Here is an 18,716-nt window from a genome sequence, read left to right on the forward strand (position 1 = left end):
GGTGGCGGGTGGCAGGGTTGGGGTGTGGAGGTTCGGGTGACGCAGCGTGTTCCCGCCGGGCTGGCGCAGATGCCGCCCGGGCCCGAGCTTGCGCTGGCGCTGTCGCGGATCGACGAGGCCACGGTGTCGGCGGCGGACGCGGTCGAGGTGCTGAAGGCCTGGCACCGGCAGCGCGCCCACGACGAGGCCCGCTTCATGGCGGTGACGGTGGAGGTCGGGCTGCGTTCCCCCGGCCCGGATTCGCGGGTGTGCCGGATGGAGGCCCCGGACGAGTTCTCCGCCGACGAGCTTCGCCCGGCGCTGGCCTGGTCCCGCAGCCGGGCGGCCTCCCGCCTTTCCGAGGCGTGGGATCTGATGTCGCGGTTGCCCGTGGTGCACGCGGCGCTGCAGCGGGGTGTGATCGACGAGGTGAAAGCACGGGCGTTCGCCTCCTGGACGCGGGGGCTGACCGTCGATCAGGCCCGGTCGGTGTGCGGGCGGCTGCTGGCGGTGGCCGGGGTGCTGACGGTGGGCGAGCTGATCGAGGCGATCAGGTGGGCGGCGCTGGCGATCGATTCGGAGTGGGCGGAGCGCCGGTGCGCGGCGGCGGTGCGGGAGCGCCGGGTGGTGGGGTCGCGCAACCCGGACGGGACGGCGAACCTTTCGGGGCTGGACCAGCCGCTGGAGCGGGTGGCCGCCGCCTGCAACCGGGTGGACGCGCTGGCACGCCGGTCCAAGGCGGCCGGGGACCGCCGGTTGACTCAGCACATCCGCTCCGAGTTGTTCCTGGGCCTTTTGGACGGCGGTTTCCAGGGTTGGACCGATGAGGAGATCGTCGCATTCCTGGTAGCCGAGTCCCAGGCGGCTCAAGCGGGAACACAGGACGGCTCCACACCAACGTCCCCACCCCGACAGGCGGATACGCCGATTTGCGGAGAAGAGCCACGGCGAAGTGTCGATGCCGACGGGTTTGATCGATCGGGAGTCCTCGCCGGTGGGGCGCCTCTGGATCCAGGAAGATCAGCTGATCTGAAGGCGTCTGAAGTCACGCTCGATTCGAGTGGGCAGATTGCTTCCGCCCTGGCTGACGGGCTCGACGGTGGTACGGGCGCTGCCCAGCACAACCGTTGTGCAGTGGTTGCTCGGAAGACTCGCTCGACCGATCCCGATGTTGCCCCGGGGCGGTGTGACGACGCGGGGTCACCGGTGGGAGTGCAACGATCCTCCGGATCGAAAGGGTGGGTCCCATCGGACTTTGCCGGCGAGTTCGACGATGGTACGGGCGGAGCCCAGGCTGATCGTCGTGCCGTGGTTGCAGCGCAGGCTCGTTCGGCGGGTCGTGGTGGTGTCGCGGGACGGTGCGGCAGCTCGACAACGCCGGTAGGGGTGCGGCGCCCAGCCGGTCGCCGTACGGACACGGACTTGGGAACACCTATGGCTGGTCCTATCGAGTCGGCCGTCGCAGTTCCGGACGTCTCATCCCCGCTCGGTGGTGGAGGTCGGCACCACATGCCCATGGAAACATCGACCGGCCCAGGTGTGGCTCGTTCGGTGGGTGCGACCGCAGAGTTGCCGACGGTTCCCGGCTGGGCCGGCGAGGGGTACGACGTCGACATTGGCACCGCTATCGGTGATCGGTATGGAGTTGGTCGGCTCCGCGTCGGCGACGAGGTGGTCAACACTCGAGACGTCGCTCCGCCACCCCACAAGGTGGGCGGTTCGGCCGACGCTGTCCGGGCAGATCTGGACGCCGCCGCTACAGTCGGTCCGCAGTTGATCGAGGACGCCTGGAGCGTCGGCGATGAAACCGGGAGTCCGCAGCGGTGGGCTGCGGGTGAGCTGAGAGTCGAGGCGACCACGCTGCTCGGCTTGGACGAGCATCCAGGTGAGCTGGCCGGGTGGGGTCCTGTCCCTTCCGGGCAGGCCCGCCGGATCGCTCTCCGCCAAGGCAAGGCGGTCTGGCGCTGGGTGCTGACTGACGACGAGGGCCGCCTGGTCGACTGCGGGGTCACCCGTCACCGCCCCGTGGTCGGTGGGGAACCCGGCACCACGCCCGCCGTCAAGGTCAGGGCCGAGATCACGGGGAGGGTTGGCAGCGCCAGCCAAGACTTGATCAACGCCGTGCCCGCGACGGACATCGGGACGTCCGCAACCAAAGCTGTGTCCCTTCCCGGAGATACCGCATCCTTCCCTGGAGAGGATGGGCGAGTCGGACCCGGGAGCGGAAACATGACCTCGACCGGCACCGCTACCGGGATGCGAACGAAGATCGCTACCTCGATCGCGGATCCGGTTCGGAACTCAGCCCGACTCGGCACAAAGATCGTGAATACTCCTGTCAGGGCCCGAGGCGTCGTCGAGGTTCAGATCACCGCGTCCGACCTGCCCCGGCTCAGCGGCTTGCCCGGGCTGCCGATCGGCTGGCGGAGGATCCTCGACGAAATCACCCAAAGAGCCGTCGCCCACGAACAGTTCCATTGGGACATTTCGGATCTCGGCGACCAGGATCCCAAACACCGCTGGGCCGATGCAGACGTCGGAAGTAGTGACTCTACCCAGACCGTCGCCTGCGTCGACGAAACCGGAAGCGGCCATGGGGCAGGTCGGCGACTTAAGCCCCAAACCGGCCGCAGTTCGGTGGATCCGCACTGCGCGCCCGACCTTGGGAGCCTCGGCTCATCAGACCATGGCGTTGATCTCGGCCGCAGACTCCCCGGCTCTGCGCTTCGCCGTTTCGTGCAGGTGCGTGACCGGGTATGCACCGCGCCCGGCTGCCAGGTCCCGGCAGCACACACCGACCAGGACCACATCGAGGAATGGAGTATGGGCGGGCCGACCGTCGCCACCAACCTGCACAGCGTCTGCCGCCACGACCACCGCCTCCGCCACGAAGGCGGCTGGCAGATCACTAGGACCCCGGCCGGTACCGTCGTCTGGATCACGCGCCTGGGCCAGGTCTGCCCGGTTCCTCCATCGCCGACATCGATCCCGCTCCCCGAACCGGCACCCCGCAGGACGATCCTGCCGGACTACCCGATCCAGGATGACGACACCCCGACCTTCACTGCCGCCGAGGCGCATTTCGGCTCCGCAGCTTTCGGAGTGTGGCGGCTCACCTCACTGGATGAGGCAGACCTTGACGAGTCAGAAATGCCGCCCTTCTAACCAACATTTCCCGGCGGTTGCTGTCGGCGGCGCTCGAAACCACTCGATAGGCCGGATACGCGGATGCCGCTCTGGGTCCTGGAGACCAAGGTGGTGTCCCCCAGAGTGGCGATTCACGTCGGTGACGGTCGGCCACCGCACCGACGGCTAAACCAGCTCGGCTGGCACGACGGCTCGGCTCGCGAGACGGACGAGGACACCGATCTTTCCGAATCCCAGCACACCGTGGGACGCGACCGAGTCCAATGACCGTGCCCGCCGTCGCTACGAGGCCGGCAACCGGTTCGCCGACGGCACAGTCGTGGAAGATCGGGCGGGTGGCGTCGCCCCAAGGAACCTCCGCTAGCCTTGCTCGCTCACCTGATCATGGTGCGGCGAACGGCATCGGGGCAGAAGACATCGAGTTCCGTAGCGCGAAGGATCAGACTTCTACCGAGCACACGGATTACTTTGTAAAGCCGCTAAGGCCCCCGGGTCAGGGTCCGAGGTAGGCGAGTACGGCGGCCACTCTGCGGTGGACGTCGGCGCTGGTTTCCAGGCCGAGTTTGGTGAAGATGGAGTTGACGTTCTTCTCGACCGAAGACACCGACAGGTGGAGCGCGCGGGCGATTCCGCCGTTGGAGCGGCCGTGGGCCATTTCTCGGAGGACGTCGCGTTCCCGCGGTGTGAGGGATTCGGGGTCTCCCCGTACATCGTGCCGGGCCAGCAGTCCTTCGACGACTTTCGGGTCGATGACGGAGCCGCCGGTGGCGACGGCTCTGATGGCGCCGAGGAGTTCGTCGAGGTCGCCCACCCGGTCTTTCAAGAGGTAGGCGAAGCCTTCGGTGCCGTGTTTGAACAACTCGAAGGCGAAGAGCGCGTCGGAGTACTGCGACAGGACGACGATCCCGACACCGGGGTGTTCGGCGTGGATGCGGTGGGCGGCGTCGATGCCTTCGAAACCTGGTCGCCAGTCGCCGCCGGGCATGCGAATGTCGGTGAGGACCACGTCGGGGTTGAGCCGGCGGACCGCGTCGATCAGTTCGTCCGCGTTGCCGACGGCGCCGATCACGACCACTTCCCCGGAGGTCTCCAAGAGTCCTCGGGTGCCTTCGCGTACCAGGTAGTGGTCGTCGGCGACGACTGTGCGCAGCGGTTCAGGCATTCGCGGGCACCCACGCGTTCATCTGTGTTCCTTTTCCTTGTTCGCTGACCACTTCGAGGTTGCCGCCGAGTGCGTTGAGCCGGTCGGCGAGTGTGGCGAGACCTCTCCGGTGGACCTGATGGAAGGCGAAGCCTTTCCCGTTGTCGATGACGCCGACGCGTAGGCGTCCGTCGGCCTGCGTCAGCCGTACCTCTATCTTGGAGGCTCCCGCATGCTTGAGGGCGTTGGCGATGGCCTCGCTGACGGTGAAGTACATCGCCCCTTCGATTTCGTCGGGGAACCGCCGGGCCCGTAATCCGGCGTCGGCGATCACCTTGGTCGGTACGGGAAGCCGGGAGCAGCGTTCTTCGACCGCTTCCACCAGGCCGCCTTGGCTGAGTGCCGACGGATGGATTCCCGCGGCGAGCTCTCGCAGATCGTTCAGGGTTTGCCGGGCTTGTTCCCGTAGCAGTGTCAGAACATCGGGGCCGGCTCCGGTGGCTCGGGCGAGTTCGAGGCCGGCGATCAACGCCACAAGCTGCTGTTGGACCCCGTCGTGGATGTTGTGCTGGATGCGGCGCCGTTCGGCTTCCTGGGCGTTGACGAGCCGGGTGGCGAGGGCGGCGCTCTGGATGGCGAGCCCGGCGGGTACGGCGAGCGCCTCCAGGAGCCGCCGGTCGTCGTCGGTGAGTCGGCCGTAGGTTCTCGGCCCGCAGTGGATTTGTCCGAGTCCACCGTGTACGGGGAGGGTCAGCTCGGGTTCGCCGTCTTCCTCACCGGACACCACACGTGTCCCGTCGCCGAGAGTGATCACGACCCAGGTCGTGTCCAGAGTGGCCCGTACGGCCGCCGCGAGTCTGCCGAGCTGTTCGACGGGTTCCGCGGTGTCCTCCAGCGCGGTTCCGAGGCGGGCCAGCACCTTTCCCACGCCGGGCCGTACGTCGAACACGACCGTCAGCCGGGATCCACTGATGCCGATCTTGATGTCGAGCAGCTGATGCCGTACCACGGCCACTCCGATGGAGACGGGCAGCGAGCCGAGGACGGCGGGGAGGCCGAACAGCAACAGGGCGCCCACGCCACTGTTGACGTTGGCGTGATAGTAGGCGACGGCGGCGAAACCGCAGAGCTGGACGATGAGTCCGGCGACCATCCAGGCGTACTGCCCGCGCTCCCGGGGTTGGCTGCGGCGCCACCGGACGATCAGTCCGATGAGGATGACCAGGGCCGAGACGAACATGAACAGCTGACTGAGGCCTATGGCGGCCTGGACCGCGATGAGCCACGGTCGCTCCGAGAAGCCTGCCGGGTTGGGTCGGTTGTACGGGTCGAAGGGGATGAGCGTGGCTCCGGCCCAGTAGATGAGCTGGACCGCCACGGCGATCCACAGGAAAGGTCGCCATCGGCGTGACGGAAGCCGTCCGTCGGGAAAGAGCAGCGGGACGAAGACCCAGCAGAGGCCGTAGTAGACGACGAACATGCCGGCGAGCGCCATGAACAGCAGGTTCGGTTGATCGGACCGGGCGAGGAGACCGACGCCGAGTGCGCCGAGGCCGAGGCTGAGTCCGGTGGCGAGCAGCAGCCAGCCGTACCGCACGTCGGGGCGTCGGAGCACGAACAGCCAGCCGAGCGCGGGAAGGGTGAGCGCGAGCGCGGTGAACATCCACTGTGTGGGCGGTGCGGGCAGGCCGGACTCCAGGAGCGCACCGGTTGTCACGCTCGCCCCGGCGAGCACCGCCAGCGACCCGGCTAGCGCTTTGGAACCCATGGACCACCATCGTGAGGGTTGTTCGTTTGGACGTATAGGAGGTTAACCGCATACTTTTGGCGGATATCCCCAGCTCAGAAGCCGGTGGTTCGCCGGGTGGGTTGGTCGCGCGGGCTCCGGTTGAGTGGAGGTACGCCAGAAGATGAGGAGCTTCCATGCAGAGGGTACGAGGCCTCGCGGTCGCCGTTGCCATGACGTCTGTCGCGGTTACGGCGTGCGCCGGGGAAGCGGGCACCGCCACCGCGACGACAACCGCAGCCACGCGGTCTCAGGCGGCGGCACCGGCTCCGGAGATCCCCGCCACCAAAGTCGGCGACCGGCTGCGCTGGGTGCTCGACGCGGTGAACCGGACACCGATCGCGGAGAGCGAGCTGAACGAGCATTTCGCCGCGGCGTTCCTGCAGCAGGTGACGGCCGCCAGGCTCAATGAGATCTTCAAGAGCTTGCAGGGGATGAAGCTGGACAAACTCACCGACGTTCAGCCGACCGCGCTGGCCGGTGATGTGACCGTGGCCGGCCAGAAACTCGTACTCACCATCTCGGTGGACACCTCCGGCAAGATCGACGGGCTGGTCTTCCGGCCGCCGCAGACTCCCAGGCCCACGCCGGCCAGCTGGAACGAGCTCGGCGAACGGCTGCGCAAGACCGCACCCAAGGTGACCTTCCTCGCGGCCGAGGTGACCAAGGACAGCAAATGCCGCCCCGTCTACTCGGTCTCGCCGAACGAAGCCCGCCCACTCGGCTCGATGTTCAAGTTGTACGTGCTCGGCGCGGTCGCCGAGCGGATCGACGACGGTGACTTCCGCTGGAACACCCAGCTGACCATCAAGCCGGAGCTGAGAAGCCCAAGCGGCACGCTTTACGACAAGCCGGACGGCAGCAAGGTGACCGTTCAGGAAGCCGCCAACCTCATGATCTCCATCAGTGACAACACCGGCACCGACCTGTTGATCCACAAGGCGGGCCGCGCGAAGACCGAGGAGATCGATCGGGAATGGTCCAAGAACGCCAAGCGTAACGTCCCCTTTCTCACCACACGGGAAATGCTGGTGATGAAGGCGATCGACTATCCCAAGCACGCCAAGCGCTACCTGTCCTTCAACACCAAAAACCAGAAACTCGCCTACCTGAAGAACACCGTCGCCAAGCTCCCCGTGGACAAGGTGACGCTGTGGCCCAAGCCCCGCGACATCGAGACCATCGAATGGTTCGGCTCAGCCAATGACATGTGCCGGGCCCACGCCGAACTCCGCAAACTCACCGACAAGAATGTCGGCCAGGCGATGTCGATCAACGACGGCGGACTGGCCCTCGACGCCAAGCAATGGCCGTCGGTCTGGTTCAAGGGCGGATCCGAACCGGGCGTCGTCGACCTCGGCTACTCGGCACGTACGGCCGACGGCAAGACCTACTTCGTCACCGTCATGGCGTCCAACCCCACCGAGGTCTTCGACGACGCGGAAATCGCCAACGAACTCCTCTCCCTGACCCGTGGCGCGTTCACGCTGATGGTGCAGAGCTGAGGTTTGCCGCCGTTGTAGACGGATGGACGCGGGCGTGCCCGGTCTCGCGTCGGCGGCCTCCGTCGCCCGTGGATACCGACGATCACCACTGAGCCGGTACGGGCTGCGCCCGAGCTCCCGCTGAACGAGGGCCGGGTGCTCGGGCGGCCTTCGGCCGTACAGGCGCTGTACGTCGTTCAGGGTGGAAGCCGTACCGGGTTCGGGCGTCACGGCTGTGCTGGTTGAGGGGGTGGGCGCTGCCCCCGAGCTCTCGCCGAGCGGGGATCCGATGCTTGCCCGGCCTGCGGCCGTATAGGATCCGACAGCCAACCTCGTGAAGCTCACCGTGTCGACGGTGCGGCAGAGGTCGGTCCACCAAGACCCTCATGGTTCGGGCGCCGAGTCTGGTTAGGTATGGGGACGTCTTTCGTCATGGAGAGTTCCTATGCCCATTCCAGTGAGTCCCCTGCGAGTTCTTGCGATCGCACTAGCCCTGGCAATTTCGGTTATCACTGTGACGGCGTGCTCCGCCGAGCCAGAGAAACCGGTGACAATCCCGAGCTCCGAGGTTGGCAAGCAGCTGAGCTGGCTGGTCGGAGCGTTGCCCAGGCTGCCACTCAAGGAGAACGAGCTTAAGGAGCATTTCACTGAGTCCTGGCTCGCGGAGTTCCCCGTGGCGAAGACCAACGAGTTCCTGCACGACTCGCGGGATCTCAAACTGGAGAAGCTGATTGAAGAAAAGCCGGAGAAGCTGGTGGCGCGGATTGTGAGTTTCGGCCAGGCTTACCGGCTCACCATTGGGGTGGACGAGAAGAACAAGATCGACCTCCTTGAGATCGTTGGCTTCTAAGCCCGGAGACAGCCGGTTCCGGCCAGCTGTGAAAGCAATTGCTGAAAGCGCCTTGGGGGAGATTCAAATGTCCGTATCCGCGAGACTCTTACGGATTCCCGTGATCGTCCTGGCCTTAGCCATCTCGGTTGGCACCCTGGCTGCGTGTTCCTCGGCGCCGAAAGGTTCCGTCGCGGGGGTGACGGAATCGGCTGAGCCGGTCACCTCCACGCCTTCCGCACGGGACGAGACCCCTGTGGCGGAGTCCACGGTCAAGATTCCCGACAGTCCGGTCGGGAGGCATGTGACCTGGCTGCTTGGCGCGCTGAAGCGGCTGCCACTCGCTGAGGAGGAGCTGGCGGACCACTTCGCCCCGGAGTATCTGGACACCTTCCCGGTGGAGCAGACGAACGCGTTCCTGTCGGGTATCCGGAGTCTGGAGTTTGTGGAGCTCACCAAGGTGTACGCCACCAGGTTGGAGGGCCGCGTGGTCGTCGACGGCGTTGCACGCGGGATCCTGATCACGATGGATGAGACGGACAGGCTCATGATCGTCGAGATCAAGTAGTGCGAAAGCCCGATGCAGACGGGCTGCGCCTACGCGCTCAGGCGGCCGGCGGCCGTACCCGGAATGTCCGCGCGGCGGTCTTCGCATCCGCCGCGCAGTCCGGCGAGGTCAGGGGTGGGCGGGTTTGGTGAAGGTGGCGTACATGGCTTCGCGGCCGACGAGTTTGACGCGTTCGCCGCGGGCGAGGCTGCGGGCCAAGGCGGCTTCGGCGGCTTCGATGGCGAGCCAGTTCTCGTAGACGACCACGGCGGTGCCGCGCTGCTTGAGCAGGTCGTCGAGGCGGGGCTTGCCGGGGTCGCCGCCGGGGATGTCGGCGACGAGGGAGCGCACGGTTTCGGCGGCGTCGGATTTGTTGGTGCCGATGACACCGGTGGGGCCGCGTTTGAGCCAGCCGGCGACGTAGGTCCCGGGGATGGGCTGCCCGGTTTCGTCGAGGACGCGGCCTGCGCGGTTGGGGACGACTTTGGCCCGGTTGTCGAACGGGACGTCGGGGAGGGGAACGCTCTGGTAGCCGACGGAGCGCAGGACCATGCCGACGGGGAGCGTCTCGTATTCACCGGTTCCGACGACGGAGCCGGTTTCGTCGAGGTGGGTCCGTTCGAGGCGCAGGGCTTCCACCCGGTCGGTGCCGATGATCTCCACGGGGCGGAGCCAGAAGCGGACGTTGAGCCGTCGGGGGCGTCCTTCGGGGACGCGTTCGGCCCACTCCTGGATGACCGTGACGTTGTTCTTGATCTGCCGCGGGTAGTCGCCTTCGGGGACGACGGCCTCGTCGGCGGGGACGACCACGTCGGCACCGGGGAGGTCGCCGAGTTCGCGAAGCTCCTTGGTGGTGAACTTGGCGTGTTCGGGGCCGCGTCGCCCGATCATGTGGATCTCCCGGACCTCGCTCTTGTCCAAGATCTGCAGGACGGGCTCGGGGACGTCGGTCTCCCGGAGCTCCGGAGCGGTCTTGGCGACGATCCGTACGACGTCGACGGCGACGTTGCCCACGCCGATGACGGCGACGGCGGGCACGTCGAGGCTGAAGGCCTCGGGTGACATGTCGGGGTGGCCGCAGTACCAGTTCACGAAGTCGGTGGCGGCCACGCTGCCGGGCAGGTCCTCACCGGGGATGCCGAGTTTGCGGTCGACCATGGCGCCGGTGCAGTACACGACGGCGTCGTAGCAGGTCAGCAGGTCTGCGGCGGATACGTCGGTGCCCAGCTCGACTCCGCCGAGGAAGCGCACGCCGGGGGTCTCCAGGACACGCTTGAGATAGTTGGCGATGGACTTGATCGAGGTATGATCCGGGGCGACGCCGTATCTCACCAGCCCGTAGGGGGTGGGGAGGCGGTCGATGACGTCGATCTCGACGGGCCCGAAGGCCTGCTTGGTGAGGGCCTCGGCGGTGTATATCCCAGCTGGACCCGATCCGACCACGGCCACGCGTAGGGAAGTCACGGCTCGATTGTGACATATCAAGAATCAGCAGCTTGATTGCAGCGCGGGGACGGCGGTACGCCGTGTCATGGCACCTGGTCGCCCGGTCGGGACCGTCAGGGCCGTGACCTTAGACGTCGAGGCCGCTTTAGGCCCGATCAAGCCTGTCCGATCCCATCAAGATGGTGACTGGTTGTAATATTTGTGATTTGTATCACATTCATCATTTGTCCGAGAAAAGCAGGTTTTGCCGCCCTTGTAAGTAGGGCAGGCCACAGGCCCCGACCGCCCGGCAGGGGCGGCACTCACCGTAAAAGGCGGATAAAAGCTCACATAGTGAGGTTGGAACCGCTCGCCTTGCCCGGCCGGGCTTGGCGGCCGATCCGCCGCAGGTCAAGCATGTCACCGAGAGTGACATGAAGGTTTGATGGTCTAGGCCGGGGTGAACCACTTGAGCGTGACCAGGCGGACGCCGTACTCAGACCCATGGGATGCCGGAGGCATACCTGCGTTTGTCAGAGTCCCTCCGCCTTCAAGATCGGTTGGTATGTTTGCCCATCAAGGGGGAGCAACCCCGATAAAGGAGGATCCATGGGCGGCATGGGCAGGCTCTTGATCGCCGGGGCGGTGTCGGCCGCCTTGATCGCGGTCGCCTCGGTGGTGCCCGCGGGTGACACCACATCGGGGATGACGGCGGAGTACGTCGTGCTCCTCGCCGACGGCAGGCGTACCGAAGGACTCGCCGCGATCGACCGCGCCGGGGGTGTGGTCGTCGGGGAGAACTCAGAGATCGGGGTCGTGCTCGTCGAGTCCGCCGACGCCGGATTCTCCGCCGCCGTGTCCCCGCAGGTGGCCGGGGTGACCCGCAACACCGTGGTGGGACGTACGGCCGCCGCGGCCGGGCGGGCCGAGGCGGAGCCGACCTCCGCCGCGATGGCGGCGCCGGCACCGCTCAAGGCCGAGCCGCTCGCCGGGCGCCAGTGGGACATGAAGATGATCGGCGCGACCGTCGACGGCTCCTACAAGCGGGCGCCGGGGAGCAAGAAGGTGCTCGTCGGTGTGATCGACTCGGGCATCGACGGCAAGCACCCCGACATCGCGCCCAACTTCAACCGGGCGCTCAGCCGTAACTTCGTCGACAGCGACCCGGTCGACTTCGACGGGGACGGCCACGGGACGCACGTCGCGAGCGTCATCGGCTCGCCGCTCAACGGCCTGGGGATGGCCGGGGTCGCCCCGAACGTCTCGCTGGTCAACCTGCGGGTCGCCACCGACGACGGATTCTTCTTCCTCAAGCCGACCCTGGACGCGATCACCTACGCCGGCCGGGTCGGCATCGACGTGCTCAACATGAGTTTCTACATCGACCCCTGGCTCTTCAACTGCCCGAACAACCCCGCGGACTCGGCGGCGGAGCGCGCCCAGCAGCGCACGATCATCAGTGCGACGCAGCGGGCGCTCGACTACGCCCGTTCCCGGGGCGTGACCCTGATCGCCGCGCTCGGCAACGAGGGCGTCGACCTCGGGCGCCCCACGGTGGACACCGCGAGCCCCAACTTCCCCGAGGGCTCGGCCAAGGAGCGGAAGATCAACAACTCCTGTGTCTCGGTCCCGGCCGAGTCCAAGGGCGTGGTCGCGGTCTCCTCGGTCGGCCCGCTCAAGCGCAAGGCCGAGTACTCCAACTACGGCATCGAGCAGACCGACATCTCGGCCCCCGGCGGCGACGCCGGACAGGGCGGCACCCGGGCGCGGGTGCTCGGCGCGGCGCCCGAGGCGGTGCTGCGGAAGAACGGGCTGCTGAACGAGGACGGATCGCCCAAGGCCGATGCGCCGGTGGTCCGGGAGTGCCAGCTCGGCCGCTGCTACTACTACCAGTACCTTCAGGGCACCTCGATGGCCGCTCCGCACGTGGCCGGGGTCGCGGCGATCATCGTCAGCCGGTTCGGGCGGCCGGGGCTCGGCGGTCTGGCGCTCAGCCCGTCGACGACCGAGGCGAAGCTGTACGCCACGGCGACCCCGACCGGCTGCCCCTCCTCGGGCGGTACCCGTTACGCCGACGCCAACCACAGCTGCACCGGGACGAAGGCCAGGAACGGCTTCTACGGCCGGGGCATCGTCAACGCGTTGAATGCCGCGACGCGCGGGTAGCGGCTCATCTCGGTTCCAACTCCCCGCGGAGATTCTCCTCGCGGAGGGTTTGCGGTCAAACCCCGTGACGCGGGCGGGCGTGGATGGCACGCTCAGTCACATGAGGGGGCGTGGGAGCGAGGGTGGGGCCCGGCGGTACGAGGCGCTGGGCCGGGTCATGGCGGCGTTGACGAGTGAGCCTGAGCTTCTTCAGGCCTGCCGTGACCTGACCTGGTGGCGGGGGACCGACCACAGCTGGCACATCGAGTGGACCGACGGGCCGTACGCCTCGGAGCTCGCGGTCTTGCTCACCGAGCGCATCCGGGTGCCCGGGTTCGTCGGCCGCCTCGCCGGTCCGGCCGGCCCAGCCACCCAGTCGTCCGCGAGCCTGGACGTCATGGGGGTGCGGTTCGTCCTGCGGGCGCTGGATCCGCTGGGCCGGGATCGCGGCCGGGTCCGGACGGGGCCGTGGCGGATACGCGACGCGCTGGACACGCGGCGCCGTACCCCGTCTCCGCAGCCATGGGAGAAGCTCCTCGGCGGCTAGCCTGTCAAGGGAATTTTGTCCATTTTTAAGATGCCTATACCTATTACTGGAGGGCGTAGGCGACTTTTCTGGGCAGAACAATGACCACGATCTGGCGAAAGGGAACCATCCCGGAGACACCGGAATCGTCAGATTTCGTGGCGATTGACCGGCACTATCAGGGCATCGTGCGGCACATGATGCTCAGCCTTCTCGTGGGCGTACTCGCCGGGCTGCTCGGTTCACTCGTCTCAGGATCGCTCGTCGCCCTCGTCTACAACCCCTACGTCTACTTCCTCATCCCCCTCGTGATCGGCCGCCGGGCCTCGGGCGTCGGCTGGTCCGCGCTCGCCGCGTCGCTCGCCGTGATCGGGATGCTCTGCGCCCAGCTGGTGGTGGTCGGGTTCGGCGGCACCCAGGCGCTGGGGGCGCTGGGCGTCCAGCTGACCGTCATCAACATCGTGCTGATCGGATGGATCATGATCGGCGTCCTCGGCTACCTCACCCGGTTCCCCGGGCTCCGGGGGGACCTCGCCGCGGCCCTGCTCGCCGGACGCCTCTTCGCCGACCTCTTCCTCAACCTGCCGTTCGCCATCCACGTGCTCGTCGTGGCGCTGGCCGTCGTGGTCGTCGTCACGGTCCGCCCGGGCTGGCGGTCGTGGCTGCGCTCCCTCGCCGTCGCCCTGCCGCTCGGCTGGCTCCTGGACTTCTTTGTTCCGATAGGGCTGACCGTGTGACGCGGTAGCCTTTGACTCTCGCATTCCCAGAGCCTTCCGACGCTCGCCCGTTCCACGAGGAGTAGCCGTGCTGCTGCGCATGTCGACCCTGTTCCTACGCACCCTGCGCGAGGACCCGGCGGACGCGGAAGTGCCGAGCCACAAGTTGCTGGTCCGGGCCGGGCTCGTCCGCCGCGCCGCTCCCGGGATCTACTCCTGGCTCCCCCTCGGAAAGATCGTTCTGGAGAACGTGGCCCAGGTCGTCCGCGAGGAGATGAACCGCATGGGGGCGCAGGAGGTGCTCTTCCCCGCGCTGCTGCCCCGCGAGAGCTATGAGGCGACCGGCCGCTGGACGGAGTACGGCGACACGCTGTTCCGCCTGAAGGACCGCAAGGGAGCCGACTACCTCCTCGGCCCGACGCATGAGGAGATGTTCACCCTCATGGTCAAGGGGGAGTACGGCTCCTACAAGGACTACCCCGTCATCCTCTATCAGATCCAGACGAAGTACCGGGACGAGGCGCGGCCCCGGGCCGGCATTCTCCGCGGTCGTGAGTTCATCATGAAGGACTCCTACTCCTTCGATCTCGACGACGAGGGTCTCAAGCACTCCTACGAGCTGCACCGCGAGGCCTACATCAAGACCTTCGACCGCCTCGGCCTGGACTACAAGATCGTCTTTGCCACCTCCGGCGCGATGGGCGGGTCGGCCTCCGAGGAGTTCCTCGCCCCCTGCCCGACCGGCGAGGACACCTTCGTGCAGTGCACCTCCTGCGACTACGCGGCCAACACCGAGGCCGTCGTCCTGGCCGCCCCCACGCCGGCCGCGACCTCCAAGGAGGTCCCGGACGTCAAGGTGCTGGACACCCCCCAGACCCCCACCATCGAGACGCTCGTCGCGTACATGAACGAGCACCACGGGCTCTCGATCACCGCCGCGGACACCCTGAAGAACGTCGTCCTCAAGACCCGCAAGCCCGGCGAGGACTGGGAGCTCCTCGTCGTCGGCGTCCCCGGCGACCGGGAGGTCGACCTGGACCGGCTGGAGGGCCAGCTGGAGCCGATCGAAGTCGACCAGGCCGACCCCGAGGACCTCGCCAAGCACCCCGGCCTGGTCAGGGGATACATCGGACCGCAGGGCCGCGCGGGTACGGCCGACGGCGGGCACCTCGCCGAGCTCGGCATCCGCTACCTCGTCGACCCGCTCGTCACCCCCGGCTCCGCCTGGGTGACCGGCGCCAACGAGCAGGACAGGCACGCCGCCTACGTCGTCCGCGGCCGGGACTTCGAGCCCGACGGCGAGATCGGCGCGGTGAACGTCCGGGAGGGCGACCGTTGCGGCCGCTGCGGCTCCACGCTGACGATCTCCCGTGGCATCGAGATCGGCCACATCTTCCAGCTGGGCCGCAAGTACGCCGACGCCTTCTCCCTCGACGCGCTCGGCCCCGACGCCCGGCCGGTCCGGATCACCATGGGCTCGTACGGCATCGGCGTCTCGCGCGCCGTGGCCGTCATCGCCGAGCAGTCCCACGACGAGCGCGGCCTCGTCTGGCCGAGGGAGATCGCCCCTGCCGACGTGCACATCGTGGGCACCGGCAAGGACAACCAGATCGAGGTGGCCCTCGACCTCGCCGCCCGGCTGGAGGCCCGGGGCCTGCGCGTCCTGGTGGACGACCGCGCCGGGGTGTCCCCCGGCGTCAAGTTCAACGACGCCGAACTCCTCGGCGTCCCCACCGCCCTGGTGGTCGGCCGCGGCCTCGCCCAAGGCGTCGTGGAGCTCCGCGACCGCAAGGCCGGTACCAAGGACGAGATCCCGCTGGCCGAGGCCGTCGACCGGGTGATCGCCGCCTGCGCCTCCTGATCCGTTCCGGTACGGCCGCCGCCGCGGTGGAGATTCACGGGGCGGCGGACGGCACCGGGCTGGGATCCGCGGCCGGCGGGGGCGCGCTCGACGACTGCGCCGGAGCGGTGCCTTGGGGCGTGCCCGCGGAGGTGGCGCCCTGGGCGCCGGGCATGCCGGGGAAGGCGCCGGTGACGGTGGGGCGCCAGCCGTACCCGCGGGTCACGCAGTCTTGCATGGCCAGCGCCGCGAAGCGCCGTACGCCCTCGTCGTCGGCGGCGACCAGCTCCAGGTAGGAGGCGACCATCCGCTCCTCGACGAACGCGGCGAGGCGGATCGCGGACGCGGCGTCGCCGACGGGGTGGGGGAGCGCGTAGACGGGGTCGGCTTCGATGGGTTTGCCGCCTCTGCGGACGATGACGGTGCGGATCTGGTCGCGGCGGGTCCGGTGGGCGGCGAAGCCTTGCCTGGCGGTCTCGCGCCGGGCTCCGGTGACCATGGCGCCGATCACGCCGTAGGCGTAGACGGCGGCGTGTTCGGCGGCCAGGGCTTCCTGGAGGGCGGTGTCGACGTTCATCTGGACCTCGGCAGGGCGACGGCGTGGGCGGCTTCGCAGGCCCCGATGCTGGCGAGGAGCTGAGCCAGGGACGGGGAGACGCCGCCGATGTGGCGGAGACGGGTGACGGCGGCTTTGCGTTCCTCCCCGCGCAGCATGGCGAGGGCTCTGCCGAGTGCGGCCGGGACGGGGGGCGTGGGCGCGGCGGTCACGGCCGGCGAGGGTGACGGGGTGGGGAAGGACGGTTCGGGTGCCAGCCGGTTGAGTTCCGCGGTGAGCGCCTTCAGGTGCTCGGCGTGGCGGGCGTGGAACGGCCGGAGCCGCTCGGCGAAGGCGGTGTGGGCCCGCTGTGCCGCGGTGTAGAGGTCGAGGAGACGGGTCTTGCCGGCGACGAGGTCGATGAGCAGGGTGACTTCGGGGTCGGGGGGCGCGGGGGGTGCCTTGGCCTCCGGCGTGGAACCGCATCCGGCCGCCGCGAGGGCCACGGCCCCCAGGAGCACGGTGCGCCGGGGAAGGGCACGGTGGTGCAAGGCGGCGCTCCTCGTCGTGGGATTGCGATATGAGATGGCAAGCATCGTACGGCGCGCGGTCGGCTGGTGAGGTAGTCCAGCTATTTCAACGGTCTGGTGTGGATAGGCTGTGTGCACCGCCAGGCTGAGACTAGGAAGGAGGGCTTCGTGAGCAACGCTGCTCACCGTGACAACCTCATACGGCTGCTTGAGCCGGTTGTCACGGCCGCGGGGCTTGAACTGGAGGATCTCACGATCGCTCCGGCAGGCCGGCGCAGGCTGGTCCGTGTCGTCGTGGACGCCGACGGCGGTGTGAGCCTGGACGCGGTGGCCGCGGTCAGTCAGGCGGTCTCCAAGGTGCTGGACGACGCCGATCCGTTCGGCGGCGCCCCGTACGTCCTGGAGGTCGGCTCGCCGGGGGTGGACCGGCCTCTCACCGAGGCCCGGCACTGGCGGCGGGCGAGGACCCGGTTGGTCAAGGCGGATCTGCGTGAGGGCGGGTCCGTGGAGGGACGCGTCACGGGCGCCGACGACGAAGGCGTGGAGCTGGAGGTCGGCGGCGAACAGCGTCGTTACAGCTATCAGGACCTGGCCCGTGGGCGGGTACAGGTCGAGTTCCGCCGCGACGACGATGACGACGACGATTCCGTCGACGTCGACACCGCGGCTCAGGGCTAGGGGGAGCCGTCGTGGACATCGACATGAGCGTCCTGCGCAGCCTGGAAAGGGAGAAGGACATCTCCTTCGACCTGGTTGTCAAGGCGATCGAGGATGCGTTGCTCATCGCGTATCACCGTACCGAGGGTGCGGCGCCCCGTTCCCGGGCCGAACTGGATCGGTCGACGGGGCACGTGATGATCTGGGCCGCCGAACTGGACGAGAACGGCGAGGTGATCCGGGAGTACGACGACACCCCGAGCAACTTCAGCCGGATCGCGGCGACCACGGCCCGGCAGGTCATCCTCCAGCAGCTGCGCGACGCCGAAGACGAGATCAACTTCGGTGAGTTCGCGAGCCGGGAGGGCGAGCTGGTCGCCGGGGTCATCCAGCAGGGCAAGGATCCGCGGAGCGTCCTGGTCGACCTGGGCAAGATCGAGGCGATCCTGCCGCACAGCGAGCAGGTCCCCGGGGAGCAGTATGTGCACGGCGAGCGGCTGAAGGCCTACGTCGTCCAGGTGAAGAAGGGGCACCGCGGGCCGTCGGTCTCGCTGAGCCGCACCCACCCCAACCTGGTGAAGAAGCTCTTCGCCCTGGAGGTGCCGGAGATCGCCGACGGCACCGTCGAGATCGCCGCCATCGCCCGTGAGGCCGGCCACCGTACCAAGATCGCCGTTCGGTCGCGCAAGGCCGGGGTGAACGCCAAGGGTGCGTGCATCGGCCCGCTCGGCTCCCGGGTCCGCAACGTGATGACCGAGCTGCACGGCGAGAAGATCGACATCATCGACTGGTCGGAGGACCCGGCCACGTTCGTGGGGAACGCGCTCTCGCCCGCCCGGGTCTCCCGGGTCGAGGTCATCGACCCCGATCAGCGCGTCGCGCGGGTGACCGTGCCCGACTACCAGCTCTCGCTCGCCATCGGCAAGGAAGGGCAGAACGCCCGTCTGGCCGCCCGGCTGACGGGCTGGCGTATCGACATCCGTCCCGATGTGGCCGCTCCCGACCCCCGGGATTCGTCCGCTTCGCAGAGCCCGGAAGACGCGGTCGGTCCCGCAGATGCCTCCACGCGGTAAACTGAACGGTGGCGAACGGACAGCCCCGCTGAGAACATGCGTGGGTTGTCGGGTTCGTGCGGTTAAGTCCGACTTGCTCCGTCTGGTCGTGGTTGAGGGTGTTATAACTCTTGACCTGCGAGGACAGTTGCACGGCAGGGGTGCTTCACTGCATCCCTCCCTCAGTTGTCTGGAGCTCGCCGAGCGTCGCCGGGCGTTTCCTCGTGCCTTTCGCACGGGTGGAACGTTGGATGCCGCTCGAGTGCGTTCCTACCTCGAGGGGTTTGCAGGAAGGCTTAACCGAAATGTCATGTAGGACGCCGAGACGATGGGCGGGTCAGATAGCGATGAGCGCCTGATGAGCATGCGGCGATGAG

The 18,716-nt window shown here is 67.9% G+C and carries 16 protein-coding genes; 11 read left to right on the plus strand and 5 right to left on the minus strand.

Annotated features, from left to right (window positions below):
- The first annotated feature begins 36 nt into the window (after window positions 1–36).
- Window positions 37–3,144, plus strand: a complete 3,108-nt coding sequence (locus RUR_RS08235; protein ID WP_283134320.1) for an HNH endonuclease signature motif containing protein — start codon at window positions 37–39, stop codon at window positions 3,142–3,144.
- A 475-nt stretch (window positions 3,145–3,619) separates the two neighbouring features.
- On the opposite strand, the gene RUR_RS08240 is transcribed toward RUR_RS08235, so the two are convergent.
- The gene (locus tag RUR_RS08240; protein WP_283134321.1) at window positions 3,620–4,288 is read right to left on the minus strand and encodes a response regulator transcription factor; all 669 of its coding nucleotides are present in this window, start codon (window positions 4,286–4,288) and stop codon (window positions 3,620–3,622) included.
- A complete protein-coding gene (locus tag RUR_RS08245) occupies window positions 4,281–6,035 on the minus strand; it encodes a sensor histidine kinase (protein ID WP_283134322.1) in 1,755 nt (584 codons plus the stop codon). The genes RUR_RS08240 and RUR_RS08245 overlap by 8 nt, the downstream gene beginning before the upstream one ends.
- 155 nt (window positions 6,036–6,190) lie before the next feature.
- Here RUR_RS08245 and RUR_RS08250 point away from each other — a divergent pair, with 155 nt between their 5' ends.
- The 3 genes from RUR_RS08250 (at window position 6,191) to RUR_RS08260 (ending at window position 8,934) form a co-directional block, all read left to right on the plus strand.
- On the plus strand, window positions 6,191–7,558 hold the full coding sequence (locus tag RUR_RS08250) for a serine hydrolase (RefSeq protein ID WP_283134323.1): 1,368 nt from the start codon (window positions 6,191–6,193) through the stop codon (window positions 7,556–7,558).
- A gap of 424 nt (window positions 7,559–7,982) precedes the next feature.
- Window positions 7,983–8,387, plus strand: coding sequence for a Cpe/LpqF family protein (locus tag RUR_RS08255; protein WP_283134324.1), 405 nt, complete (start codon window positions 7,983–7,985; stop codon window positions 8,385–8,387).
- A gap of 178 nt (window positions 8,388–8,565) precedes the next feature.
- Window positions 8,566–8,934, plus strand: coding sequence for a Cpe/LpqF family protein (locus tag RUR_RS08260; RefSeq protein ID WP_283134325.1), 369 nt, complete (start codon window positions 8,566–8,568; stop codon window positions 8,932–8,934).
- Between the two features lie 108 nt (window positions 8,935–9,042).
- On the opposite strand, the gene RUR_RS08265 is transcribed toward RUR_RS08260, so the two are convergent.
- Window positions 9,043–10,377 (minus strand): FAD-dependent oxidoreductase, encoded by a 1,335-nt coding sequence (locus RUR_RS08265; protein ID WP_283134326.1) that lies wholly within the window; start codon window positions 10,375–10,377, stop codon window positions 9,043–9,045.
- A gap of 579 nt (window positions 10,378–10,956) precedes the next feature.
- Between RUR_RS08265 and RUR_RS08270 the strand changes: the two genes are divergently transcribed.
- The 4 genes from RUR_RS08270 to RUR_RS08285 all read left to right on the plus strand — a co-directional run bounded on the left by RUR_RS08270 (window position 10,957) and on the right by RUR_RS08285 (window position 15,586).
- Window positions 10,957–12,504: a S8 family peptidase gene (locus RUR_RS08270; protein WP_283134327.1), complete on the plus strand. Its 1,548-nt coding sequence runs from the start codon at window positions 10,957–10,959 to the stop codon at window positions 12,502–12,504.
- 100 nt (window positions 12,505–12,604) lie between these two features.
- Window positions 12,605–13,030, plus strand: coding sequence for a hypothetical protein (locus tag RUR_RS08275; RefSeq protein WP_283134328.1), 426 nt, complete (start codon window positions 12,605–12,607; stop codon window positions 13,028–13,030).
- A 137-nt stretch (window positions 13,031–13,167) separates the two neighbouring features.
- Complete coding sequence (locus tag RUR_RS08280; RefSeq protein ID WP_283134329.1) at window positions 13,168–13,746, plus strand: hypothetical protein; 579 nt, start codon at window positions 13,168–13,170, stop codon at window positions 13,744–13,746.
- Window positions 13,747–13,813: 67 nt separating this feature from the next.
- The gene (locus tag RUR_RS08285; protein WP_283134330.1) at window positions 13,814–15,586 is read left to right on the plus strand and encodes a proline--tRNA ligase; all 1,773 of its coding nucleotides are present in this window, start codon (window positions 13,814–13,816) and stop codon (window positions 15,584–15,586) included.
- 34 nt (window positions 15,587–15,620) lie between these two features.
- Here the strand turns inward: RUR_RS08285 and RUR_RS08290 are convergent, their stop codons facing one another.
- Entirely contained in the window at window positions 15,621–16,142 is a 522-nt protein-coding gene (locus RUR_RS08290; RefSeq protein ID WP_283134331.1) for a ferritin-like domain-containing protein, read from the minus strand.
- Window positions 16,139–16,651 (minus strand): hypothetical protein, encoded by a 513-nt coding sequence (locus RUR_RS08295; RefSeq protein WP_283134332.1) that lies wholly within the window; start codon window positions 16,649–16,651, stop codon window positions 16,139–16,141. Before RUR_RS08295 ends, RUR_RS08290 begins: the two co-directional genes overlap by 4 nt.
- A gap of 147 nt (window positions 16,652–16,798) precedes the next feature.
- On the opposite strand from RUR_RS08295, the gene rimP reads away from it, so the two are divergent.
- The 3 genes from rimP to RUR_RS08310 are packed head-to-tail and all read left to right on the plus strand — an operon-like array spanning window position 16,799 to window position 18,655.
- Window positions 16,799–17,308 carry a ribosome maturation factor RimP gene (gene rimP, locus RUR_RS08300; RefSeq protein ID WP_283134333.1) on the plus strand — a complete coding sequence of 170 codons (510 nt, stop codon included), beginning with the start codon at window positions 16,799–16,801 and terminating at the stop codon, window positions 17,306–17,308.
- A 23-nt stretch (window positions 17,309–17,331) separates the two neighbouring features.
- The gene (nusA, locus tag RUR_RS08305) at window positions 17,332–18,360 is read left to right on the plus strand and encodes a transcription termination factor NusA (protein ID WP_283134365.1); all 1,029 of its coding nucleotides are present in this window, start codon (window positions 17,332–17,334) and stop codon (window positions 18,358–18,360) included.
- Complete coding sequence (locus RUR_RS08310) at window positions 18,344–18,655, plus strand: YlxR family protein (RefSeq protein WP_283134334.1); 312 nt, start codon at window positions 18,344–18,346, stop codon at window positions 18,653–18,655. Before nusA ends, RUR_RS08310 begins: the two co-directional genes overlap by 17 nt.
- The last annotated feature ends 61 nt before the right edge of the window (window positions 18,656–18,716 follow it).

This window comes from Rhizohabitans arisaemae (assembly GCF_025996515.1).
In the GTDB taxonomy this organism is placed as follows: domain Bacteria; phylum Actinomycetota; class Actinomycetes; order Streptosporangiales; family Streptosporangiaceae; genus Rhizohabitans; species Rhizohabitans arisaemae.

Excerpts from the sequence above, each read along its gene's own strand:
- RUR_RS08240 (WP_283134321.1), bottom strand. The coding sequence starts at position 4,288 with ATGCCTGAACCGCTGCGCACAGTCGTCGCCGACGACCACTACCTGGTA.
- RUR_RS08245 (WP_283134322.1), bottom strand. The coding sequence starts at position 6,035 with ATGGGTTCCAAAGCGCTAGCCGGGTCGCTGGCGGTGCTCGCCGGGGCG.
- RUR_RS08250 (WP_283134323.1), top strand. The coding sequence starts at position 6,191 with ATGCAGAGGGTACGAGGCCTCGCGGTCGCCGTTGCCATGACGTCTGTC.
- RUR_RS08255 (WP_283134324.1), top strand. The coding sequence starts at position 7,983 with ATGCCCATTCCAGTGAGTCCCCTGCGAGTTCTTGCGATCGCACTAGCC.
- RUR_RS08270 (WP_283134327.1), top strand. The coding sequence starts at position 10,957 with ATGGGCAGGCTCTTGATCGCCGGGGCGGTGTCGGCCGCCTTGATCGCG.
- RUR_RS08275 (WP_283134328.1), top strand. The coding sequence starts at position 12,605 with ATGAGGGGGCGTGGGAGCGAGGGTGGGGCCCGGCGGTACGAGGCGCTG.
- RUR_RS08290 (WP_283134331.1), bottom strand. The coding sequence starts at position 16,142 with ATGAACGTCGACACCGCCCTCCAGGAAGCCCTGGCCGCCGAACACGCC.
- nusA (WP_283134365.1), top strand. The coding sequence starts at position 17,332 with ATGAGCGTCCTGCGCAGCCTGGAAAGGGAGAAGGACATCTCCTTCGAC.
- RUR_RS08310 (WP_283134334.1), top strand. The coding sequence starts at position 18,344 with ATGCCTCCACGCGGTAAACTGAACGGTGGCGAACGGACAGCCCCGCTG.